The sequence below is a fragment of the Roseivirga thermotolerans genome, from assembly GCF_014653175.1.
Classification (GTDB): domain Bacteria; phylum Bacteroidota; class Bacteroidia; order Cytophagales; family Cyclobacteriaceae; genus Roseivirga; species Roseivirga thermotolerans.
This window is the reverse complement of the sequence record NZ_BNAG01000002.1, coordinates 412,751-436,505: the sequence shown is the minus strand read 5'-3', so window position 1 is coordinate 436,505 and position 23,755 is coordinate 412,751. Positions and strand designations below refer to the sequence as shown.

Sequence of the window (23,755 nt, the reverse complement as noted above, 5' to 3'; positions counted from 1 at the left end):
TGTTTTAGAGACTGAATAAATAGCTATTCGTTACAATGACCTGCTATTTTCTTACTACAGCCCTTCCTGAACCCGTACTAATACGAATTCTGATGGTCTTATTCCCAATTTTGGCTTCTTTGATATGCCCCTTGTTTCTTCCCCTCCAGTTAGAACCACGATCGTCTTCATACGACCTGTCGAAACGGAAAGGTGCGCTAATATCATCTTCATCATTAGCCCTCATATAAAATTCCCCCGCTATTTCATGGCCATTAAAGTTGAGCATGGCATTCCCTGAGCCGGTGTTTAAAGACAAGTCGTAGTCCAGTTCTCCTGCCAGAGTTACTTCTACATTGCCAGAACCTGTATTGAGCGAAGAGTTTCCACGAATTTTGGCTTCATCTACTTCAATATTGCCACTGCCGGTGTTAATTCTAAGGCCGCCCTCAATTCCATTGGCTCTCACGTTACCACTGCCAGTATTCAGGTCTGTATTCCCCTTGGCACGATCTATCCTAATGGAGCCTGAACCTGTATTCACGTCCATAGCACCATCAACGGCTCTTAGCGAAATATTTCCCGAACCGGTGTTGGCATGAACATCGCCTCGCACATCATCCAATCGAATATTTCCGGACCCCGTATTTGTACGAAGCTCCACAGTCAGCCCGTTTACTTCAATATTTCCAGACCCTGTCTTAAAATCAAGCTCAAGACCATCCGGAATCTCAAGCGTCCATTCAGAGTAACCGCGAGTCCAACGGCTTCTCCTAAATTCTTCCTTAATAGTCAGGCGGTCGCCATTCTGTTCAAATTCCGGTTCATAGTCCTCTTTATCATAAGTATATTCCACAGTCACTTTCACCTGATTTCCGCTGCCTTTTTTAATGGTGCCATTACCGGAAGCTGTTGTCAGCCGAATGGATTTAATACCTGTAAAAGTCTTTTCTATTCGCTCCTGAGCCTGAGTGAAAGTAATGGTAAAAGTCAGGGCAAGAAGGGTAAGGATCGATTTGAGTTGTTGCATTTTGTTGTAGGTTTTGGTGGAATGACATACTTTGAACAAAAAGGATGCACGAAGCTGAAAAAAACATACAAACCGACTGGCTAATCAACCAGCTCGCTGATAATAAGGAAGTCTTTTTAAGCCTGCTTGAAAAAACTCCGCCCCACATAATCAGCTGGAAGCCGGAACCCGGCCGTTGGAACCTGCTGGAAATTATTTGCCATTTGGCCGATGAGGAAAAACATGATTTTAAGTACAGGATGCAGGTAGCTTTAGCCCCTAATCAGTTTCCTTTTCTACCAATCGATCCGGAGGCCTGGGTTACTGAAAAAAGCTACGCCACTCAACATTTCACCCAAAAATTAAATGAATGGGCAAAGGAGAGAGAGCAATCGGAAGAGTGGCTCAGGAAATTAGTACCAACAGACTGGGAGGCACACCTTGTTCATCCTGAGTATGGTCAAATGACAGCCCGAAACATACTGGCGAACTGGGTGGCACATGACTACATGCACCTCAGACAAATTATTCAACTGAAAAGAGCTTGTTTGCAGAGCATCACGGGAGAGTCTTTAGCCTATGCCGGCCGTTGGTAGTTTAAAGATAGCCCCAACCATCGAGCTTCTTATATATTTCAAGGCATATCCAGGCATCGGTGGCAGCATACAGAAGTTGCTTTTTAGTGAGCTGGTCTACCTCCCAGTTAGAGGTTTGAGCCGATTTTGATATTCTAATTTCCAAAATCATTGCAGCCAGGTTTCTGGCTCCTATATTTTCGGCCCCCAACTCTTCGAATGTATCGTTGAGGTCTAAAAAACCGGCTGGCTCAAAAGGCCGCAAACGATCCAGCAAGTTATAATCATCTTTTAGTCCTATGCCTACCTTGAGTATTTCATCATTTTCCAGAAAATGGTGCACACTATCCATTATACCCAATTGATGAGTTCTAAGCAGATATACCTTTTGCTCTGTAGCCACCTGAATAAGACCAATATTTCTTACTTGCCCCTTTTTAAAAGTAGGTTTGGCCTCTGTATCAAACCCCACTACCCCATGTTGGTTAATTTCCCGCATGGCTTCTTCAATCTGTTCTTCTGTAGCGGCTACCACAATTTTCCCCTCATAGTGTCGTAAGGGAAACTGCATCACCTCGTCTTTGCTAATGGATAGTGGAAACATCATATGGAAGCTTATCTATGCCGGTGTTTCTGAAGGTTTAATTTTTCTGATTTTGATGTTAAAGTATGCGTAAATTATAGTCATTACGGGGCTTATAATATTGAAGAAAGCAAACCACAAGTAGGCCCCTGTGGCTACCCCCAACACTTTTGAATGATAAGCACCGCAGGTATTCCATGGAATGAGCACTGAGGTAACCGTACCGGAATCTTCCAACGTTCTACTTAGGTTTTCCGGGGCCAATCCCTTCTTCCGGTAGATATCGGCATACATTCTGCCGGGCACCACAATGGCTAAATATTGATCTGAGGCTGTTCCGTTAAAGAAAATGGTAGTCACGGCCGTAGAAGCCACTAACGAGCCGGTTGATTCTACCTTAGAAATTACCGCTTCGGCAATACGTTTGAGCAGACCACTGGCCTCCATTACACCGCCAAAAATCATGGCCGAAAGAATAAGCCATACAGTTTTAAGCATACCGGCCATACCTCCTGACTTTAAGAGATCATCCACTGTGGCATTGCCTGTTACTATGGCTATTTCACCATAAAGCGACTTCATTATGCCCACAAAGCTCATTTCCACACTGCTGCCTTCCCATCCGGAAACTGTCTTGACCATTTCCGGTTGAAATACAAGCGCAAAAACTGCTCCCAGCAAGGCCCCAATAAGAATGGCCGGAATAGCCGGCATCTTCTTTACAATTAAGATCACTACTACGAGGGGAACCAAAAACAACCAGCCGTTTATATTGAACTGGCTGGAAATGGCCGAGAGTATAGCTTCTGTTTCTCCAATGTCTCCGTTTCCACCGTGGGTGAAACCAAGAATAAGGAACAGTATTAAGGCGATAATAATAGATGGCACAGTGGTGTAAGTCATGTACCGAATGTGTGTAAACAAATCGGTTCCTGCCATGGCCGGAGCCAGGTTGGTAGTGTCGGAAAGTGGAGACATTTTATCGCCAAAATAGGCCCCTGAAAGAACCGCTCCGGCTACCATACCTTCATGCAAACCAAGAGCCTTGCCAATTCCAATCAGGGCTATACCAACCGTAGCGGCCGTTGTCCAGGAACTACCCGTAGCCACAGACACTATAGAACAAACAATGCAAGCCGCAACCAGAAAAAATGTTGGGTTCAGGATTTGAAGACCATAGTAAATCATGGCCGGTACAATGCCCGAAAGTAACCAGGTGCCAGCCAATGAACCTATAAGGAGCAAAATTATAATCGAGGCCATGGCCGAGCTAATGCTCTTGACTATTCCGTTTTGAATGGCCTCCCACTTCATGCCTAGCTTGAGAGCTACAAGAGCGGCCACTCCGGCCGAAAGAATTAAAATAATTTGATTCGATCCGTCCAGAGAAGAATCTCCAAATATGGCCACATTGACTCCCAATACGGCAACCAGAAAAATTATGGGTATAAATGCCTGAAAAAGAGACGGCTTCTGATATTGGTAACTCATACGTCTTATAGGTAAGCGTTGAAGATAGCAAATATTTAATTATTGGCAGACGATTTCCGCAAGCTGCTGGCCAATTTTGCTGCCAATGGCAACCCCCATACCTCCGAGCCGTACTCCCATAGTGATCCTTGGAGATACCCGCTCAACAATAGGCTTCTTATTAGGGCCAAAAGCCATTATCCCGGTCCATACCCTATCTATTTCTACGCGGGTATCCGGCAATATAAGTTCTTGTAAATCCGTCTTCAGTTGGTTGAGTATACGATCGTTGATGTTAAAATCAGTAGTGTTTTCTGTTTTGAGATCGAGATTTCTTCCTCCTCCAAAAATAACCCGGTTCTCATAGTTTCTAAAATAGTAATAGCCCTCGTCATAATGATAAGTTCCTTTGAGCTTTAACCCCTCAATTGGCTGAGTAACTAACACCACTCCTCTTCCCGGCTCCAGGTCGGCATGAGGAAAGAAATATCGGGTAAAAGCATTAGTGCAAAACACCAACTGCCCAGCCCTCAACTTAGGGCCATTGGCCAGCGCCACCTCTACACAACCCGACTGCTCCTCAAAGGCAACTACCTGAGCACCGGTCATCACCTCCACTCCTTTGGAGGTCGCAAGAGCCGTAAGTCGTTTCATCATTCGCCCTGAATGAATCTGAGCTTCAAAAGGGTTGAAAACAAGAGCCTCAACCCGGCTATTAGGAAAACCAAAAGACTCAATCCGTTCATTGACCAACGAATAGACCGGCTGGCCAAACAGGGGCTTAAGCAGAGTATTTACCCTATCCATTTGTTCCAGTACTCCTACTTCATTGGCACGAAGCAACTCATAGCCTCCATAATTTCTGAAGTCGATAGCCTCATCGGTCAGCCTCTGTCTCAGCAGTTGAAGCCCCTCCCACCGAAGTTGAACCAATTTCAACACTTCCTCTTCAGAAAGTTTTTCCAAATCAGCCGCAATCTCAGAAAGGCTACCAAAGCAGGCAAACCCTGCATTTTTAGTACTTGCTCCGGTTGGAAAATGTCCCCTCTCAAGCACCAGTACACGGGCATTGGGTAGTTTTTCCCGAATAGAAAGCGCAGTAGACAAGCCCACAATACCGCTGCCTACCACTATATGATCATAACTAGTATAGAAATCTGACTCCCAAAAACTCAACATGCGCGGAAATTAAGCAAGAATGTATAAATTAAAACAAACTCTTCTACCCATGTTCGATACGGCTACTCTAATGGCGAAAGCCAAAACCTCTAAAAAACACCTTTCACTACTCAATTTTGGGTTGGCTCGAATGATTCCCTTCAACAAACCTCATGGCTTTCGTATTAAGTCGCTAACCGATTTTGGCGTAGACATTCATATACCGTACAAAAGGGCCAACTTTAATCATATAAAAGGAATCCACGCCTGTGCTCTAGCCACAGCCTCCGAATACTCCACCGGACTGGTACTGCTCAATTGTCTGGGGGCTAAAAAGTATAGAATTATAATGCAAAAGCTGGAAATGGATTATCACTACCAAGCCAAGATGGAAACCACCGTAAGTTTTGCCATTAGCCAGGAATGGCTGCAAAAAGAGGTCATTACCCCCTTAGAAAAAAATGAAGCCGTGGTGGTGTGTTGCGAGGTTAAGGCTCATGATAAAGAAGGAAACCACCTGACTACCGGCAGAATTTACTGGCAAATAAAAGAGTGGTCCAAAGTAAAAACTAAGGTTTAACCACTGATATAAAAGAAGTTACAGAAGCACCTCTCGCCAACTAATTTCATGGAAACTGACCATTAACCCCATGAAACAAGTAATTCTATCATTAATGGCTGGCTTGCTCATAATAGCCTGCCAGCCCGGTTCAACAGACAGTAAAGCAAGTAACACTTACTATTTGGTAACTAAACTGGGCAACGACACCCTGGCCATTGAGCGAATTAGTAAGTCTGGCCGCCAGTTAGAGGCCGATGTGGTATTGAGGAGTCCGAGAATCAGCCTCACCAGCTACAGCATAGAGTGGGACGATAGCAACCGCCTCATTGCCATGGAAGCCACCACCTACGAAGATGACTTTTCTAATTCGGAACAAGGCCGTGTTGTTCAGGAAATAAGTGCCAGTGGCGATAGCCTTAAGATAACTGCTCAGGGACGCAACGGTGCGGTTACATATTCTATGGCCAATGACGGCACATACCTGCCATTCATAGACATGGTGCACTGGCCGTACGACATAGCCTTCAATAGAGCCAATAATTCGGCTGCCGATTCCATTCATCAATACCTGCTTACAGGCAGAAGAGCTTCTGACTTTATTATTCACCGTACCCAACCCAACAATTACACACTCAGACACCCCAGCCGCGGAGTGATGTATGTAAAAACCAATGCATCAGGAGACTTGATAGAGCTAGACGCCAAAGAAACAACACGTAAACTGATTGTTGAGCGCGTGGCCGAACTAGATTTTGATGCACTGACCAAGCGATATTTGGCCATAGACGAAAAAGGCTCTCCATTTGGCACTCTATCACCAGCACGCGAAGCCGAATTTAGCTTTGGCGGCTCCGACTTTAAAGTGACCTACGGTTCTCCTCAAAAACGCGGAAGAGAAATTTTTGGAGGCATAGTACCCTATGGCAAAGTATGGAGAACCGGAGCCAATGCCGCCAGCCACTTTTCTACAAGCAAAGACCTATATATAAACGGGCAAAAAATTCCGGCCGGAGAATACACCCTTTTCTCCATTCCTGAAGAAGAAGGTGGCACGCTCATCATTAACCAACAAACCGGACAAAACGGCCAAGCCTACGATCAATCACGAGACCTTATGAGAGTACCCATGCAACGCGAAAATAATGCTGAAACCATTGAAGATTTTACCATCCAGGTGGTAGAAACCAAAGACGGAGGCAGTTTAGAGCTCTTATGGGATAGGACAATTTATTTTGTAAATTTCACTTTTAGATAAGAAGAATAAAAGGGCCAAAAAAAGTAGTATTTTTTATAAATACATTTTTTTGCCGTTGACAACTGTTTTCCATCTGATCCCTTCTAAAAATCGGCTTTTAGTCTTTCTAAAAGCCGATTTTTATGTTGCTACAGATTATTTTTTTCTCGCTAGTTTTTCTAACTTCACCTTGTTCTTAACGAACAAACACCACCTAAACACTAAATGTTATGCGAACTGATAGTTTGCCTTTCTTGTCATTATTTGGCAGCAGGAAAAGGAGAAAGCTCTATTATTTGGGCAAGGAAGACTTCTACCAGTCCAGGAATGCCCTCAATGTTTCATCGGCCTTTAACTTTCATAGCCGAGACACCAACCAAAGCTATTCTACAGAAAAACACATTAGGTTTTATGGAGTAGAATTTGGCAAAACCCAAAAAGAAATAAGAAGGCTGTTTGGCAAGCCAAACTTTGCACAAAAAAAGGGTCTCCCCCTCGATACTCAGATTACCCTCTTCTATAAACTTAATGTGAAGGGCATTAAGTGTATACTTCAAATGCACCTTTACAGAGACCAGCTCTTTTTTGCTCAAATACAGCTTACCGACAGTAATGCTCAAATCAAAAAGGTGTTTCTGGAATTATTCCGAATGAAATACAAAGTGAATGAGCTGGACTGGAACAACAACCTCAAAGACGCGGACGATAACCGCATAGCCTTGCAAGACGATATAGTGCCCAAGGCCTCCTATTTCACCGGAAACAAGGCCCTGTGGCAAGAGATACGAAGCGAGCTTAGCAGCAAAGAAGAGGCAGAGAACTCGTGGGATATAGACATTAAAAAAATTGCTCTCAAGTGGAGCTAAAAACACCCTTACACCTAAACACTTATCACAAAAAAAGCTAGCCTGATGGGCTAGCTTTTTTTATCCTGCTGTCTCATCGCCTAAGGCTCTTTGAATTTCGTCCCAAAAAAGTCGGCCTCAACCCTGTGCACGAGTAAAAAAGCACAACCAAAAGAGAGCAACCGTTTGCATCAGAATTAGGCTACGGGCGTTTGATAAGCCCATATATTTTTCTTTATTTTCATTAAGGCATAAAGGCCAATACCCTTTGAGTTTTAACTACTTCGCCTCATTTACACCAAAAAACAATCATAAAATGAAATCCGGTCAAAGACGTGTTGTCATCGAAAACGTTTCCCCTGAAATCAATTGCGGGCAACATGCCGCCAAACGAGTGGTAGACCAAGTGTTCGAAGTCTCGGCCGATATTCTGGCCGATGGACACGATGTGCTCAATGCCCATATCAAATACAAACACGAGAAAGCCAAAACATGGAAATACTCCCCCATGCAACATCGCGACAACGACCGGTGGGTAGGGGAATTTCAGGTAGAAAAACAAGGGCTTTACCTCTATACCGTAGAAGCCTGGGTAGATTATCCGCTCACCTGGCAACACAACATCGAGCGCAAAATAGCCGATAACCAACATGTTGACGTAGAACTTCTGGATGGAATTCAGTATCTGAAAGAGGCCAAAAAGAAAGACAAAAAAAATGCAACCTATCTGGAAGGGCTCATTGAAATCTTCCAAAAACCCGAGGCTTACCAGCAGGCCATAGAAGAAGCAAGATCGGAAACACTCCATTCCATTTTCCTCCATAATCCGGTTAAAACCTTTGCTACTACCTACGAAAAGAACTTACCCCTCTATGTAGATCGTAAGAAAGCGCTTTTTAGCACATGGTATGAATTTTTTCCTCGTTCCACGGCCAAAGAGCCGGGTAAGCACGGCACCTTTCAAGACTGTTTAGACGTGATTCCGTATGTGGCTAAACTGGGGTTCGATGTAATCTATTTCCCACCCATTCACCCTATTGGGTCCAACCACCGAAAAGGTAAAAACAACTCTACCACCGCTCAACCCGATGATGTGGGAGTGCCCTGGGCCATTGGCAATACCACCGGAGGACATAAGGATATTTTACCCGAATTAGGCAGCTTCGATGATTTTAAAAAAGTAATTGAAACGGCCGCCCAACATGGTATTGAAATAGCCATGGATTTTGCACTGCAATGCTCTCCCGATCACCCCTATGTAAAACAACACCCTTCCTGGTTCAAATGGCGTCCTGATGGAACCGTACAGTATGCGGAAAATCCGCCCAAAAAGTATCAGGACATTTACCCCATATACTTCGAATCGGAAGATTGGGAAAACATGTGGGATGAATTTGTAAGCATTGTACTCCACTGGAATGCGTTGGGTATAAAAATCTTCAGGGTAGACAACCCACACACCAAGCCATTTGGATTTTGGGAGTACCTCATTGCGGAAGTAAAGAAGAAAGACCCCGATGTGCTTTTTCTTTCCGAAGCCTTTACCAAACCTAAAACCATGCAACGTTTGGCTAAAATTGGCTTCACTCAGGGATACACCTATTATACATGGCGCAATAACAAGCAGGAGCTTATTGAGTACATGACCGAGCTCACCAGGGGGCACATGAAAGACTACTTCAGACCAAACTTTTGGCCCAACACCCCCGACATTAACCCCTGGATTCTTCAGGGAGGCAATGAGAACTTATATATTATTCGCCACATGCTGGCCGCCACACTTAGCTCCAACTTTGGCATGTATGGCCCCGTCTATGAGCAGATTGTGCACCAGGCAGTTATTGGCAAAGAAGAGTATTTGCACTCTGAGAAATATGAGGTAAAGCACTGGGACTGGTCCAAAACCAATAAACTCACCCGACTGATCGCCAGAATAAACCAAATAAGGAAAGACCATAAGGCTTTTCATTATACCAACAACATAGACTTTTGTACCATAGACAATGGCCAGCTTCTGGCCTATTTCAAACAAAGCGAAGACAAGAAAGATCATATACTCTGCGTGGTTAATCTTGACCCCTACAACCGACAAAGCGGCTGGGTGCAGGTACCCAGGCACAAAATGGGTATTGGCGGCACGCACCCCATGCGGGTAACCGATTTGGTTACGGGCAATAGCTACATATGGAACCAGGAATGGAACTATGTGGAGTTGGATCCTTACCAACTCCCCTATCACATATTTACCATCAACTACTAAGCCATGGCCAACACCACCACATCCTTCGATACCGCCTGGACCGAACATTTTCGGAACGATAGCTTTCGGCACAAGCTGAGTAGCGAAATATTACCCTCTTACATGATGGGTACGCGGTGGTACGCGGCCAAAAGTCAAAAGGTAAAAACCTGCCGGATAGAGATGGCCATGCCTTTCTCTATTACCAACCACCAAACGGCCTTCTTCATTACCATTGAGGTCAACTTTGCAGCAGGCTTCACCGAGTACTATTTTATGACTCTGGCTTTTGTAAAAGACCGTTCAGCGGTAGATCATGAAATAGCCATTGTTCATTCCCTTTCAATAGATGCGCATGAAGGAGTTATTGTTGATGCGCTATACTTCGAACCATTTCGAAAAGCCCTGTACCATCAAATTCTCTCCCAGAAAAGTATAACCGATGGGCACACCAAGCTAAGCTTTGAACGCGGCAAAGTATTGCGCAATAGCCCTCCCTATGAATCTTCTAAAGTAATGGGCTTCGACCAAAGCAATACCTCCATAGAATACAACGGCAAATACTTTTTTAAGGCCTACAGAAGACTTTTTCAAGATGCCAATCCCGATCTGGAAATTACCAAGTTTCTATCTGATGAGAGCTATTTTGAAAACAGCCCGAAGTATGGTGGTAGTATAAGCTGGGTTAAAAATCAATATGCCGTACTTTCCATAGGTATAATTCAGGAACGCATTGATAATGTGGGCGAAGCATGGAACCATACCCTCGACATGATGAAGGGGTATTTTGAACGTATTGAAGCCACCTCAATTGCCCCCAAAGACATCGAAGACATTCTCAATTTCGAGCTTAGAGAAACAGAGGCCCTCAGGTCTGACTTTCGTTTGCTCATAGGTGACGATGCATTGCAAAAAGTAGAACGCATGGCCCTTAGAGTGGCACAAATGCACATTGCCCTATTTAGCAACAAAGTAGACACCAAGTTTAACCCTATTCCATTCAATGGCGATTACACCGTATGGCTCAAAAACAGAATCATCTACCAACTCAACGCCCGCTTTATTTTGGTTGAAGAAAACCTGAGTAAACTCAAAGGCCTTGCGCGTCAATATGCCGAACTGTTTGTGGCATCGAGAGAAAAAATTACTACCCAGTTTCTGGCCTTTGAAGAAACACGACTCAACTCCAGCCGCATTCGCATACATGGCGACTTGCATCTGGGGCAGATTCTTATGACCCCGAATGACGACTTCTACATAATTGACTATGAAGGCGAACCGGAAAGCACCATTCGCGATCGCAAGGTTAAGCAAACTCCGCTTAAAGATGTAGCCGGTATGCTTCGTTCGTTTCACTACGGTATTTACGCGGTTATTTTCGATGAAAAATCCAAACATAAGCTGTCTGTTGAAGATCGCTTTTTGGTAGGTGAAAAGTACTACAGAGCTCTCTCGGCAGTTTTTCTCAATAGCTATGTAAAAGAGGCCATGGCCAATAACCTGGACATTGGCTACGAAAGCGAAATCCGATACCTGCTGCAATATCATCTGCTGGAAAAAGCAGTATATGAAATAGGCTATGAGTTGAAGGCCAGGCCCGATTGGGTAATAATTCCGCTAACAGGAATAAAGCAGATTTTAGACGAATTATCATGAAAGAACATCAATACGTAAGTGCTCATTCGCTAATGACCGATTTTGATAGCGACCTGTTTAAGTCGGGCAAACACTTTAGACTATACGAAAAGCTGGGATCGCATATCATCGAATATGAAGGCAAAAAAGGGACTCTCTTTGCTGTTTGGGCTCCCAATGCCCGTAAGGTTCAGGTAATTGGTGATTTCAATTTCTGGAACGGTGAAGGCTACGAACTTTACCCTCGCTGGGACGGCACCGGCATTTGGGAAGGTTTTGTAGAGGGTATAGGAAAAGGCACAGTATATAAATACAAGATTCACTCCAACCAGGAAGGACAAGTACTGGAAAAAGGCGACCCCTTTGCCCTACATTGGGAAGTTCCGCCCAAAACAGCCTCTCTGGTATGGGAAGCCAATTATAAGTGGAAAGACAAGGCCTGGATGAAAGCCCGCAAAGAACGCAATGCGCTCAACAGGCCCTATGCTGTATACGAAGTGCACTTGGGCTCGTGGAAACGCAAGGCCAATGGCCAATCGCTCACGTATAATGAGCTGGCCAAAGAATTGGTACACTACGTAAAAGAAATGGGCTATACTCATGTTGAGTTGCTGCCCATTATGGAGCACCCTTTCTTTGGATCATGGGGCTACCAGTGTACGGGCTATTTTGCCCCGACCTCTCGCTACGGCACCCCCGAAGAGTTTATGGCCATGATAGATGCCTTCCATAAGGCAGAAATTGGGGTAATTCTAGACTGGGTTCCCTCCCACTTCCCCAACGATGCACACGGCATTTATACGTTCGATGGCACCCACTTATACGAACATGCCGACCCGCGGCAGGGATATCACCCCGACTGGAGTTCATATATCTTCAACTACGGCCGCAACGAGGTGCGTGCTTTTCTCATTAGCAGTGCCGGTTTTTGGTTAGATGTGTGCCATGCAGACGGTCTTCGGGTAGATGCCGTAGCCTCTATGCTCTACCTTGACTATTCGCGAAAAGAAGGTGAGTGGATTCCTAACCAGTACGGGGGGCGCGAAAATCTGGAGGCCATCTCTTTTCTTAAAGAACTTAACGAATACGTTTATGCAAACTTTGAAGGCGTACAAACCATTGCCGAAGAGTCTACCGCATGGCCATCAGTTTCGCGCCCAACCTATATTGGAGGCCTGGGTTTTGGCATGAAATGGATGATGGGCTGGATGCACGACACACTCGAATATTTCAAAAAAGACCCTTTTTTCAGACAATACCATCAAAACAACATAACCTTTAGCCTGAACTATGCCTTTACGGAAAACTTTATGCTTCCCCTCTCTCACGATGAGGTAGTTCATGGAAAGGGGCCATTAATTGACCGAATGCCGGGCGATGAATGGCAACGTTTTGCCAACTTGCGATTGCTCTATGCCTATATGTATACCCACCCCGGAACCAAACTGGTGTTTATGGGAGGAGAGATAGGTCAAACCACAGAGTGGAAGCACGACTACTCAATAGACTGGCATTTGCTAGACCATGCTCCGCATCGGGGGATTCAGGCACTTACCCAAAGCCTCAACCAATTGTACCGGCAAGAACCGGCCCTTTTTGAGTACAGCTTTTCGGCCGAAGGATTTGAGTGGATTGAACTGAACGACTACCACAATTCAGTAATTAGTTACCTCAGAAAAGGCCACAAAGAATCTGATAACCTGGCCGTAGTCTGTAACTTTACCCCCGTGGTAAGAACCGGCTACCGCATTGGCATAAATGGCGGCACCTGGCAGGAAATCTTCAACTCCGACAGCAAAGACTACTGGGGTAGCGGAGTTTCCAATGCCGGAGAACTGGTTTCTGAAGCACACCCTCACCATGGAAGACCAAACTCGCTGGAGCTTACCTTACCTCCGCTTTCGGTCATTATTTTAAAGCAAGTGCCCACAAAGGGCACTAAGAAAACCAACAAGAAGAAGTAGGTCTGCTACATGGAAAAATATTTATGTATTCACGGGCATTTCTATCAGCCCCCAAGAGAAAATGCCTGGCTCGAAAAAATTGAAATTCAACCCAGTGCTTTCCCTTACCACGATTGGAACGAGCGCATTACCAGAGAGTGCTACTACCCCAATGCCTTTTCCAGAGTGCTCAATGACGAGGGAAAGATTATAGATATAGTCAACAACTACTCCAAAATCAGTTTCAACTTTGGACCAACATTGCTCTCCTGGATGGAGCAACACGCCCCCGTTACCTACCAGGCCATACTCGATTCCGATAAGCAAAGTCAGAAAAACTTTGGTGGCCATGGTTCGGCCATGGCGCAGGTATACAACCATATGATTATGCCTTTGGCCAACAGGCGCGACAAGGAAACCCAAATTATTTGGGGCATTGCAGACTTTAAAAAACGCTTTGGGAGGAACCCGGAAGGCATGTGGTTGGGCGAAGCCGCTGTTGACACAGAAACATTGAGCATAATGGCTGCCCAGGGCATAAAATTTACTCTTCTCGCACCCAGACAAGCCGCCCGTTTTAGAAAAATTGGAGAAGACAACTGGACAGAAGGCATTGACCCTAACCAACATTATTGGTATAAACTGCCCAACGGTGAGCGCATAGCACTCTATTTTTACGATGGCTCCAGGTCTCAGAATGTAGCTTTCAAGGGAGTTTTAGGCAACGGAAAAGCCTTTGCCCAAGACCTTATGGAAGGCTATAGAGGCCAGAAGCGTGAATTGGTACACATAGCCACCGATGGAGAAAGCTATGGCCACCACCACAAAAATGGAGACATGGCCCTGGCCTACTGTCTTCGATATATCGAAGAAAACCAACTGACTCAGCTGACCAATTATGCCCAATACCTGGCTATGTTTGAGCCAGAACATGAAGTTCAAATTCATGAAAACAGCTCCTGGAGTTGTGTACATGGAGTAGAACGCTGGCGATCTAATTGCGGCTGCCATACCGGTGGCGAAGGACACTGGCATCAGAAGTGGCGAGAACCATTACGTCAGGCACTGGACAATGCCCGCCAAACCATGATCGCTATTTTCGAAAACGGATTAAGCAATCTGGTTCAAGATCCCTGGGCCATGCGCAATGAGTACATCGAAGTAATTCTCGATAGGTCTAAACCCAACCTAAACAAATTTCTGAAACGGCATGTAGGTCGTAAACTAACCGATGAAGAGCGCACACACACCATGCGCATGTTGGAAATGCAGCGCAATGCCATGCTCATGTATACCAGTTGTGGTTGGTTCTTCAACGATATTTCAGGTATTGAAACCTTACAGATACTGCAATATGCCTGTCGTGCCATTCAGTTGGGCGAAAGCGAGTCGGAGGTAAGGTTTGAAAACCAACTACTGGAAGACCTTGCCAAAGCCGAAAGCAACGTACCGGGTCAGGGAACGGGAAAAGACATTTACCTGAAACACATAAAACCTTACCAACTCTCCCTTACACAGGTAGGAATGCACTATGCGGTAGCCTCTCTTTTTGCAGACTATCCTCAAAGCCTTACAGTGCTCAATTACGACTGCAACAGCATATTCTTTGAGCGCAAAAGTGCAGGAATGCAAAAACTCGCCTACGGCACCACTCAGGTGAAATCTAAGGTGACCACCTCCAAGAAGGAATTTAGCTTTGTGGTGCTCTACCTGGGGCAACACCACCTCATAGGTGGCACTTCCAGAAGACTCTCTACCGAAGAATTTGTTCCTATCTCCGATGCCCTCAATGCAGCTTTCGAACGCAGCAACGTAGCCTCGGTGGTAGACATTATCAAAGCCAGCTTTAAAGCCCACACCTTCTCCTTCTTTGGTATGTTCAAAGACGAGCAAATGAAACTCGTGAATCAATACCTGGCCCAAAGCGAAGAACTGGCCTATGATAGTTATAGAAAAATCTACGATCGCAACTACAACATTCTGAATGTAATGAAGGTAGAAAACCTTCAAATTCCGCCAACCCTCAAACAGAATATTGAAGACGTAATTAATATTGAGTTCAAAGACCTGCTTAGCAACGGCCATTTCAGCATTCAAAAAATGGACGAACTGTGTGACGAAGTGCTCAAGTGGAATATAAAACTGAACGAAGACCTGCTGAATGCCCGGCTCAATGATAAACTCTACGAAATGTTCACCGAGTTTTTGTTCGATCTTTCCAATCAACAAATTCTTAAAGACATTTTGGCCACCATTCGGCTATATAAAAAGGTGAAGCTAAACCCCATTTTGGTAAACCTGCAAAACAGTGTGTTCGAATTGAGCAGATCGATCTACGCAAAAAACAGACCGATTGCCGAGAATGACAATGGCCTGATGGACACGCTGGAAGAAATAGCCCGGGAAATCAACATAGACCTAAGCTACATAAAACAGCAGGTGGCCCGATAAGATTAAAATCTCTGCTGAAAATCAGATAATTCGAGAGCTGAAGCTTAACAATCCGCCTTTTTAAAGGAACCCTAAGCCTGCCTGACCAGACGAGCAAGTACGGGGCAGTTCATTAGGGTCAGAATTTCACTTTTACCGTTCCAGGTATACACATTGTGTATATGCAATCGAGCTTTTGTTAATTAACCTGAGTTCGATGTAAGAAAGGAACGTCATACCGGAAAAACAGGCCTTAAATTCTCAAAAAGGCCTGTTTTATCCGGTATCTCAACAGAGCCTAAATGAGATTGCGGATATTTTCCTTTGCGTATGTGAAGTTTTCAGAAGAAAATTCCGCAATGATGTCCTAAGGGGGACATTTTACTACTACTGTATTTACCCTTCGGGATACCTCCCTCACTCAAACCATTAGGCACAAAAAAAGGCGGTATTGTTTCCAATAACCGCCCGTCTCAAACGAGAACTCACCTATGGAAAGTCCTAAATGTCTTTCTTATAGCTCTACTACCGAATTGTCTTCAAAGGTCAATTGATTAGGAACATACTTATCGGCTTCCCAATCATTTTCCCAAACTTCGCCATCGATCAGATAACGAAACTGGTACTCTTTGCCGGTCTCTAGCTTAACAGTAGCCTTAAAGTCTCCTGTTTTAAGCTTTTTCATTTCAGTAGCCGCCTTGTCCCAACCGTTGAATTCGCCCACAAGATTTACCTTGCTGGCGCCCTCAGCAGCTTCGGCTGGCAACTGAAAAGTGACATTAGCCACCGGCTTGGTTTTCAGATACTGCTTTTTAATACTCATCACTAAAAAGTTTACCATACAAATGTTCTTACAATTTGAAGGCACAGCAAAAAAAATCGAAAAAATGAAGTGAAACGATTGCATTCATAACTCACTCAATATCAACACATTTTCAACCCCATATAATTAAAAGAAAAACTAAGCTACAGAGTTGCTGTAGCGGGTGGTCAACCAAAGAAGTCTCTCAAATTGGTCGTTCCAAGGAACCAGTGGCCACGGGAAAGCCTTATCTTTGCACATGTTCAGAACAGAAATTGAAGAACTAAAAAGCCGGCTCAAAATAGGCTATTCGTCACCGCTTCTTACCGTAGGCTCCTGCTTCTCCGATTCCATCGGCCAACGGCTCGAGGCGGCCAAGTTTGAGGTTATGGTCAATCCGCTGGGCACAATTTTTAACCCGCTTTCCATCTTTGAGCTTTTAGAACTGGCTCTGGAACGTACCGAAGTATTGGAACAGGCCACTCTGAAACGCGATGGCGTTTACCTGAACTACAAGTTCCATTCGAGCTTCAGTGCCAAAACCAAAGCTACTCTGCACAAGCGCATGGACGATGCCCTGAATAAAGTCTATGAGCAAATCAGTAAGGCCAGTGTGCTGTTTATAACCCTGGGTACGGCCTGGGTTTATGAGCAAAAAAAGACCCGCATGTTGGTGACCAATTGCCATAAAACACCTCAAAAGGAGTTCGAAAAAAAACTACTTAGCTCAGAAGAAATAGTGTCGGCATTTTTTAGCCTCAAAGAACTCATTCACCAATACAACCCCACTATTGAGTTTGTGCTCACGGTAAGTCCGGTGCGGCACACACGAGATACACTCCCCTTCAATTCCGCCAGCAAATCGGTACTCCGTTTAGCTGCGCACTACATTACCGAAATGGCAGATGATGTACACTATTTTCCGGCCTACGAGATCATGATGGACGACCTTCGCGATTATCGGTTCTATGAAAAAGACATGATCCATCCCAATGAACAAGCCATTGACTATATCTGGCAAAAGTTCGTTTCGGCCTACATTCACCCCAAAGACCTGGAGCTAATGGAACAGTGGGAAAAAGTAAGACAAAACCTTAACCACCGGCCATTTAACCCCAAGTCGGCAGGACATCAGAAATTTCTGCACAACACACTCCAACAACTTAAATCATTGAGCCACACCCTTTCGCTTAGTGAGGAAATAGCACAAATCAAAAAACAGATTCAGTAATGGCCAACAGACTTATAGAAACCTCCTCTCCTTACCTGCTTCAGCATGCCCATAATCCGGTTGACTGGTACCCTTGGGGCGAAGAGGCTCTGGACAAGGCCAAAGCGGAAAACAAACCAATTATAGTAAGTATTGGCTACTCGGCATGCCACTGGTGCCATGTAATGGAACGGGAAAGCTTTGAAAACGAAGACATTGCCTCCATAATGAATGAACACTTTGTGTGCATTAAGGTAGACCGGGAAGAACGGCCCGATGTAGACCAGGTATACATGGAGGCGGTTCACGCTATGGGGCTGCAGGGCGGATGGCCACTCAATGTCTTTCTCTTGCCCGACCAGCGACCATTTTACGGAGGTACCTATTTTCCTCCCAAAGGCTGGGCTCAGCTTTGCATACAAATTCACAGGGCCTTTAGCCAACAATATGACCAATTGGCCAAATCGGCCGATGGCTTTATGAACACCCTGGCGCGTAGCGAAGTAGAAAAATACGGACTGATTGGTCAGGGGCAGGCATTTACAAAAACCGCTGTCCACCAGATGTACCAAAAGTTTGCTGAAAATTTCGACCGGCAAAAGGGAGGAAACAACCGGGCTCCTAAATTTCCTATGCCCGTAGTTTACCAGTTTCTGCTCAAAGAGGCTCACGTAAATCAAAACACCGAAGCACTAACCCATGTGGAGCGCACTCTTGACCACATGGCTCGGGGAGGAATTTACGATCAGGTGGGCGGAGGCTTTACCCGCTACTCTACCGACATGGATTGGTTTGTTCCACATTTTGAGAAAATGCTTTACGACAATGGTCAGCTGGTAAGTCTTTACTCACAGGCCTATCAGGCCACTAAAAAAGAACTGTACAAAGAGGTTGTTTTTCAAACCATCGATTGGCTCGAAAGAGAAATGACTTCGGAAGAAGGAGGCTTTTATGCCGCACTGGATGCCGACAGCGAAGGAGAAGAAGGCAAGTTTTACTTATGGACAATCGAAGAGTTCTATGACCTGCTCCAGATGGATGCCGAACTCATGATTGACTACTATAACCTGACTGCTGGCAACTGGGAACCCGGTAAAAACATTCCGTTTCGTGCAACATCTGACGAAGACTTTGCCAAAACCCACGGACTGGATATTGACGAGTTGAAGGATATTGTGCGCATAGCCAACCGAAAACTACTCAATGCCAGAAACGAACGGGTAAAACCCGTACTGGACGATAAAATTCTCAGCGGTTGGAATGGCCTCATGCTATCGGGGCTTTGCGATGCCTACGCCACCTTTGGTGAAGAAAAGTTTCTATTGCTAGCCCTCAAAAACGCCCAGTTCATTGAGCAAAAAATGATGGACGATGGCAAGCGACTGTTCCGAAATTACAAGAATGGAAAAGCCGGCATAAACGGATATCTGGAAGACTACGCAGCCGTGATTGAAGGCATGGCCAAACTTTATCAGGTAAGCTTTGACGAACACTGGCTCATGCTTGCCAACACCCTTACGAGCATCACCCTCTCAGAATTTTATGATGAGAAAGAAGGGTTGTTTTTTTATACCTCTAACAGGGCCGAAGAGCTTATTGCACGCAAAAAAGAAATATTCGACAATGTAATTCCCTCTTCCAATGCCCTAATGGCCACCAACCTGAAAACACTCGGGCACTTGTTGAGTCATGAAGAATATACTGAAGCTGCTCGCGACATGGTAGATCGCATGAATAGGGTGCTAATGTTGGCTCCACAAGATTTGGCTCAGTGGGCCACCTTGTATGCCCTGCACACTTACCCCACGGCAGAGGTAGTAATGGTGACCAACAACCTAGCCCAGGTGCAAGCCCTGCATCAACAATACGAACCCAATAAAGTGATAGCCGGCAAAAAACCACAAGCCACATCGGGCCTGGCCCTCCTAAAAGGTAGAGAAATGATTAATTCTGCAACCACTTACTTTGTATGCTACAACAAAACCTGCCAGCTGCCGGTAAACAACGTAGAAGATGTTTTCGCACAAATGCAACAGGCATCAAAGAATGCATCGCAATAGGTGGTTCACACACATTGTCGAGATTTTCCGCCACATTCCGGCCATACGCCATCGCTCACTAGGCTATAATTAATATCTTCAACCCTTGATTTAGAGGAGCCAATTGTCGTCACTTCAACTCAATATCGATGCCCCTGAAGGGGAGACTACCTACTTTGCCGATGTGGCACTACCCATACCCATTGCCCGGCTTTTCACCTACAGAGTTCCTACCGAGTTTCAGGAACTGGCGAAGCCCGGAGTGCGGGTAATTGTGCAATTTGGCAGACAAAAGGTAGTAACCGGCATTATAGACTCCATACACCGGAAGGCCCCCGAAGTGTATTCGGCCAAACCCCTGCTCGATATACTCGATGCTGAACCCATAGTTACTCCACAGCAAGTCAGCCTAATGAAGTGGATGAGCAGCTACTACCTCTGCACCTTTGGAGAAGTGCTCAATGCCGCCCTTCCTTCAGGACTAAAACTGAGCAGCGAATCTAAAATACAACTACACCCTCACTACGACTGGAACGACACAGATCTGACTTTAGACGATCGGGAGGTTTTGCTGCTTTCGGCCCTGGAAAATAAAGACTCCTTGAGTTATAGAGAAGCAGCCGATATTCTCGAACTCAAAAGTGCCTACAAGTACATAAAATCACTGGTTCAAAAGGAACTCATCATTATTTATGAAGAAGTAAAAGAGCGCTACAAACCCCGAAAAATTAAGAAAGTACGATTGCATGGCGATTTTCTGGCTCATGAAAATCAATTAGACGAACTGTTTCAGCAGTTGGAAAAGAGCCCCAAACAAGCCGATATACTACTCTATTATCTGCGCGAAGTGCCCGTGTTTCAGGAACCAAATAAAAACCAACAGGGCCTACCTAAGTCAGACTTTCAACAAAACGGTCTATCGGCCTCCTCTTTAAAAACATTGATCAAAAACGGGATATTTATAGAGTTTGAACAAATTATTTCTCGTTTCGAAGAAGACCAGGCTTTTGAGCCAAAACCACTGGTTCTAAGCGAAAAGCAAGAAGAAGCACGACACCAAATCATCAGTCAGTTTCAAGAGCATCCTACCGTGTTGCTTCATGGCATTACCGGAAGCGGAAAAACAGAAATATACATAGACCTTATTCAAGGAGCACTGGAAAGCGGCCAGCAGGTATTGTACCTCTTGCCGGAAATTGCACTTACCGCGCAAATTGTACAGCGGCTTCGAAAAATCTTTGGCGACCGAATGGGCGTGTATCACTCTAAATTCTCTGACAACGAACGGGTAGAAGTTTGGTACGGGCTTATGGAGGGCCGCTTTGATTTTATTGTAGGCGTTAGGAGCAGTATTTTCCTTCCTTTCCACAATCTGGGGCTGATTGTAGTAGACGAAGCCCATGAATCGAGCTACAAACAATACGATCCGGCTCCGAGGTATCACGCCAGAGATGCTGCGCTTTTTCTGGCTCACTTGCATGGTGCCAAAACACTGCTTGGCTCGGCTACTCCCTCATTGGAATCCTATACCAATGCCCTGCAAAAAAAATATGGACTGGTAGAACTCTTTGAGCGATACAACGAAGCGAGCTTGCCGCACATAGTAGTGGCCAATCTTACCGAAGAACGTAAGCGAAAAACCAATGTGGGCGACTTTAGCTCCGTACTCATTGAGGCCATTGCCGAAGTGCTTGAAAAAAAAGAACAGGCCATTATTTTTCAGAACAGACGGGGCTACTCCAACTACCTCACCTGCGAAACCTGCGGGTTTATACCGGAGTGTACGCGCTGTGCGGTAAGCCTCACCTACCATCAGTATAAAAACCAGCTCAACTGTCACTATTGCGGCCACAAACAAGCCGTTCCTCTGGTTTGTCCTGCATGTGGCAGTACAAAAATACATACCGTAGGAATTGGTACCGAAAAAATTGAAGAAGAGCTAAAGCTCATTTTTCCTAAAGCCCGTGTGCAGCGAATGGATTTGGAAACTACCCGAGCCAAATATGCCTACCAAAACATTATTCAGGAGTTCGAAAAAGGTGAAATAGATATTCTGGTGGGTACACAAATGGTTTCTAAGGGACTCGATTTCGACAAGGTCAGCCTTGTGGGCGTATTCGATGTAGACCGCATGATCCACTTCCCTGATTTTCGGTCTTTTGAGCGCACCTTTCAGATGGTCACTCAGGTAAGTGGCCGTGCCGGAAGAAGGGAAACCCAGGGTAAGGTGGTTATTCAGAGTCGCAACCCCGATCAACACATTATCGAGCTCATCCGAAAAGGAGACTACCACGCCTTCTATCACGGAGAAATGCGTGAAAGAAAGCAATATCACTACCCTCCTTACACCCGCATGATACACCTATTGCTGAGAAGCAAGGACAAAAAGCTTACTCAGCAGGCTGCCCAAACCCTTAGCAATCTATTAAAAGAAGACCTTGGAGCCGGTAGAGTATTGGGGCCGCAAGAACCGCTCATTAACAAAATCAGAGACAAATTCCTGATGGATATTTTCCTGAAAATTGAGAAGAAGTACAAGATGGAGGCTGTAAAACAGCTTATCCAAAAGGCCCAACTGGAGCTGCTTAAAACCAACGAATTTAAATCGGTAGAAGTAGTAGCTGATGTGGACCCCTATTGATATTACTTTTCGGGCTCTTCCTTATCAGGTTTATGCTCTTCCCCTTCTCCTTTTTCTTCATTGGCCTCCGGCTCCACTTCCGTAGCCTCTACGGCTTCTTCGGCCTGTTCAGTCAGTACAACTTCCTTGGCCGATGCAGGCGAAGAATTGCTCATTCGCTGCAAAAAGTACGACAGACCGGAGTCTTCTAAAGGCGCAGGCTGCCCTTCTTCCAAGCCCTCTTTACCAAACTTAATCAGTCCCCAGGTCATGACAATACTGGTACAAATAATGGTAATCAGAATAATATCGGCATTGAAAGTAAGCGAGGTTAACTCCTCCGGAATGCTAAAAAACAAGAGTACCGTAATTAGCCCCCGAGGGGTAATGAAGAACTCAGGAAATATGGATTTCTTCCACATAAAGGCCTTCAAGAAAACAAAGCGAACCACAAAAAAGAAAACCACAATACCCAATCCCACAGCAAACACCTCCAGGTTGAGCAAGGCCTTGAGGTCTATGGTAGTGCCAAACACCACAAAAAAGAAGGTACGTACCACAAAGGCCGACTCGCGTGTGACCAGATGCAGGTCTTTTAGTATACTGTTTACCGTGTTTTCATTGATAAACTCCTTGAGCTTACCCACAAAAAACAAGTTGATGTTGTTGAGCAACAGGCCAAATACCAAAATAATGACAAGCGATGAAAGGTGTAGTTGCTTGCCTATGGCGTACAGCAAAATGAGTACGGCAATGAGCATGAATAATTTTACATCGCCCTCCAAGCGCTGAAACAACATTACCAGGGCATAGCTCACAATCACCGAAATGACTATGGTAATAATGATATTGCCCACAATGCTATAGATAACCTGATTGGTAGACTCTACTCCCACATTTTCTACCAAAAAGTAGAAAAACATAATGCCCAGTATATCGGAAAAGGTGCTCTCATATATCATGAACTCCTTTTTGTCTTTTGCAAGCCGTGTCACGGAAGGAATTACAATAGCACTGCTCATAATGGAAAGCGGCACTGCATATACCAACGAAATAATGGGATCTTCTCTAAAAACCTGATTGATAATGAATGAAATACCAAAAGCACAAACTACCAGCGAAATGAGCGCTACCGTAAAAGATTTCCAGATAATTGGCCATTTTTCACGAGTTAGTTTTAAGTCTATAGCCGCCTCCAATACAATCATTATAAGCCCCACAATACCCAACACCTCAAGAGTGCCGAATATGAGCTTATCTTGATTGAAGTTATAGTAGTCCATGGCGTACTTGCCTGCAATACCCAATAAAATGAGCAGGATTACACTCGGTATATTGGTACGCTTAGAAATGAAATTAAAAACATGCGAAAAAATAATTACGCAGGCTAAAACTATGATCAGGTTATATGCATTCATCTAG

At 44.9% G+C, this 23,755-nt stretch carries 17 protein-coding genes; 11 read left to right on the top strand and 6 right to left on the bottom strand.

The genetic code is table 11. The features are described 5' to 3' along the window. Positions 1-43 precede the first annotated feature (43 nt). On the bottom strand, positions 44-1,009 hold the full coding sequence (locus tag IE164_RS07880) for a DUF4097 family beta strand repeat-containing protein (RefSeq protein WP_189629667.1): 966 nt from the start codon (positions 1,007-1,009) through the stop codon (positions 44-46). Positions 1,010-1,053: 44 nt separating this feature from the next. Here IE164_RS07880 and IE164_RS07875 point away from each other — a divergent pair, with 44 nt between their 5' ends. Next, positions 1,054-1,584: a DinB family protein gene (locus IE164_RS07875; RefSeq protein ID WP_189629666.1), complete on the top strand. Its 531-nt coding sequence runs from the start codon at positions 1,054-1,056 to the stop codon at positions 1,582-1,584. 1 nt (position 1,585) lies between these two features. Here the strand turns inward: IE164_RS07875 and IE164_RS07870 are convergent, their stop codons facing one another. Genes IE164_RS07870 through IE164_RS07860 form a run of 3 tightly spaced genes read right to left on the bottom strand, consistent with a single transcriptional unit; the run spans position 1,586 to position 4,795 of the window. Further along, positions 1,586-2,170 carry a 3'-5' exonuclease gene (locus IE164_RS07870; protein WP_189629665.1) on the bottom strand — a complete coding sequence of 195 codons (585 nt, stop codon included), beginning with the start codon at positions 2,168-2,170 and terminating at the stop codon, positions 1,586-1,588. Positions 2,171-2,182: 12 nt separating this feature from the next. Beyond that, entirely contained in the window at positions 2,183-3,637 is a 1,455-nt protein-coding gene (gene nhaC / locus IE164_RS07865; RefSeq protein WP_189629664.1) for a Na+/H+ antiporter NhaC, read from the bottom strand. Between the two features lie 39 nt (positions 3,638-3,676). Next, a complete protein-coding gene (locus tag IE164_RS07860) occupies positions 3,677-4,795 on the bottom strand; it encodes an NAD(P)/FAD-dependent oxidoreductase (RefSeq protein WP_189629663.1) in 1,119 nt (372 codons plus the stop codon). 19 nt (positions 4,796-4,814) lie between these two features. On the opposite strand from IE164_RS07860, the gene IE164_RS07855 reads away from it, so the two are divergent. The 7 genes from IE164_RS07855 (at position 4,815) to IE164_RS07825 (ending at position 15,683) form a co-directional block, all read left to right on the top strand. Next, positions 4,815-5,354 carry a DUF4442 domain-containing protein gene (locus IE164_RS07855; RefSeq protein ID WP_229838580.1) on the top strand — a complete coding sequence of 180 codons (540 nt, stop codon included), beginning with the start codon at positions 4,815-4,817 and terminating at the stop codon, positions 5,352-5,354. A 70-nt stretch (positions 5,355-5,424) separates the two neighbouring features. Next, on the top strand, positions 5,425-6,591 hold the full coding sequence (locus IE164_RS07850) for a DUF2911 domain-containing protein (protein ID WP_189629662.1): 1,167 nt from the start codon (positions 5,425-5,427) through the stop codon (positions 6,589-6,591). A gap of 209 nt (positions 6,592-6,800) precedes the next feature. Beyond that, positions 6,801-7,436 (top strand): hypothetical protein, encoded by a 636-nt coding sequence (locus IE164_RS07845; RefSeq protein ID WP_189629661.1) that lies wholly within the window; start codon positions 6,801-6,803, stop codon positions 7,434-7,436. A 295-nt stretch (positions 7,437-7,731) separates the two neighbouring features. Further along, positions 7,732-9,675 (top strand): alpha-1,4-glucan--maltose-1-phosphate maltosyltransferase, encoded by a 1,944-nt coding sequence (locus IE164_RS07840; RefSeq protein ID WP_189629660.1) that lies wholly within the window; start codon positions 7,732-7,734, stop codon positions 9,673-9,675. Positions 9,676-9,678: 3 nt separating this feature from the next. Continuing rightward, entirely contained in the window at positions 9,679-11,310 is a 1,632-nt protein-coding gene (locus IE164_RS07835) for a trehalose synthase (protein ID WP_189629659.1), read from the top strand. After that, the gene (gene glgB / locus IE164_RS07830; RefSeq protein ID WP_189629658.1) at positions 11,307-13,253 is read left to right on the top strand and encodes a 1,4-alpha-glucan branching protein GlgB; all 1,947 of its coding nucleotides are present in this window, start codon (positions 11,307-11,309) and stop codon (positions 13,251-13,253) included. The genes IE164_RS07835 and glgB overlap by 4 nt, the downstream gene beginning before the upstream one ends. A 9-nt stretch (positions 13,254-13,262) precedes the next feature. Next, a complete protein-coding gene (locus IE164_RS07825) occupies positions 13,263-15,683 on the top strand; it encodes a DUF3536 domain-containing protein (RefSeq protein WP_189629657.1) in 2,421 nt (806 codons plus the stop codon). A gap of 493 nt (positions 15,684-16,176) precedes the next feature. Here the strand turns inward: IE164_RS07825 and IE164_RS07820 are convergent, their stop codons facing one another. Beyond that, the gene (locus IE164_RS07820) at positions 16,177-16,485 is read right to left on the bottom strand and encodes an isoamylase early set domain-containing protein (protein WP_189629656.1); all 309 of its coding nucleotides are present in this window, start codon (positions 16,483-16,485) and stop codon (positions 16,177-16,179) included. 238 nt (positions 16,486-16,723) lie between these two features. Here IE164_RS07820 and IE164_RS07815 point away from each other — a divergent pair, with 238 nt between their 5' ends. The 3 genes from IE164_RS07815 to priA all read left to right on the top strand — a co-directional run bounded on the left by IE164_RS07815 (position 16,724) and on the right by priA (position 22,354). Beyond that, complete coding sequence (locus IE164_RS07815; RefSeq protein WP_189629655.1) at positions 16,724-17,695, top strand: GSCFA domain-containing protein; 972 nt, start codon at positions 16,724-16,726, stop codon at positions 17,693-17,695. Then, positions 17,695-19,734, top strand: a complete 2,040-nt coding sequence (locus IE164_RS07810) for a thioredoxin domain-containing protein (RefSeq protein WP_189629654.1) — start codon at positions 17,695-17,697, stop codon at positions 19,732-19,734. Before IE164_RS07815 ends, IE164_RS07810 begins: the two co-directional genes overlap by 1 nt. A 103-nt stretch (positions 19,735-19,837) precedes the next feature. Beyond that, on the top strand, positions 19,838-22,354 hold the full coding sequence (gene priA, locus IE164_RS07805; RefSeq protein ID WP_189629653.1) for a replication restart helicase PriA: 2,517 nt from the start codon (positions 19,838-19,840) through the stop codon (positions 22,352-22,354). A 2-nt stretch (positions 22,355-22,356) separates the two neighbouring features. Here priA and IE164_RS07800 read toward each other — a convergent pair whose 3' ends face one another. Further along, positions 22,357-23,751 (bottom strand): cation:proton antiporter domain-containing protein, encoded by a 1,395-nt coding sequence (locus tag IE164_RS07800; RefSeq protein WP_189629652.1) that lies wholly within the window; start codon positions 23,749-23,751, stop codon positions 22,357-22,359. Between the last annotated feature and the right edge of the window lie 4 nt (positions 23,752-23,755).

Bases quoted from the DNA above. Each gene is read 5' to 3' on its own strand.
- IE164_RS07855 (WP_229838580.1), top strand. From the start codon at position 4,815: ATGTATAAATTAAAACAAACTCTTCTACCCATGTTCGATACGGCTACT.
- IE164_RS07845 (WP_189629661.1), top strand. From the start codon at position 6,801: ATGCGAACTGATAGTTTGCCTTTCTTGTCATTATTTGGCAGCAGGAAA.
- IE164_RS07860 (WP_189629663.1), bottom strand. From the start codon at position 4,795: ATGTTGAGTTTTTGGGAGTCAGATTTCTATACTAGTTATGATCATATA.
- IE164_RS07840 (WP_189629660.1), top strand. From the start codon at position 7,732: ATGAAATCCGGTCAAAGACGTGTTGTCATCGAAAACGTTTCCCCTGAA.
- IE164_RS07880 (WP_189629667.1), bottom strand. From the start codon at position 1,009: ATGCAACAACTCAAATCGATCCTTACCCTTCTTGCCCTGACTTTTACC.
- IE164_RS07810 (WP_189629654.1), top strand. From the start codon at position 17,695: ATGGCCAACAGACTTATAGAAACCTCCTCTCCTTACCTGCTTCAGCAT.
- IE164_RS07820 (WP_189629656.1), bottom strand. From the start codon at position 16,485: ATGAGTATTAAAAAGCAGTATCTGAAAACCAAGCCGGTGGCTAATGTC.
- IE164_RS07835 (WP_189629659.1), top strand. From the start codon at position 9,679: ATGGCCAACACCACCACATCCTTCGATACCGCCTGGACCGAACATTTT.
- IE164_RS07825 (WP_189629657.1), top strand. From the start codon at position 13,263: ATGGAAAAATATTTATGTATTCACGGGCATTTCTATCAGCCCCCAAGA.
- IE164_RS07870 (WP_189629665.1), bottom strand. From the start codon at position 2,170: ATGATGTTTCCACTATCCATTAGCAAAGACGAGGTGATGCAGTTTCCC.
- IE164_RS07875 (WP_189629666.1), top strand. From the start codon at position 1,054: ATGCACGAAGCTGAAAAAAACATACAAACCGACTGGCTAATCAACCAG.
- IE164_RS07815 (WP_189629655.1), top strand. From the start codon at position 16,724: ATGTTCAGAACAGAAATTGAAGAACTAAAAAGCCGGCTCAAAATAGGC.
- IE164_RS07850 (WP_189629662.1), top strand. From the start codon at position 5,425: ATGAAACAAGTAATTCTATCATTAATGGCTGGCTTGCTCATAATAGCC.
- IE164_RS07800 (WP_189629652.1), bottom strand. From the start codon at position 23,751: ATGAATGCATATAACCTGATCATAGTTTTAGCCTGCGTAATTATTTTT.
- nhaC (WP_189629664.1), bottom strand. From the start codon at position 3,637: ATGAGTTACCAATATCAGAAGCCGTCTCTTTTTCAGGCATTTATACCC.
- glgB (WP_189629658.1), top strand. From the start codon at position 11,307: ATGAAAGAACATCAATACGTAAGTGCTCATTCGCTAATGACCGATTTT.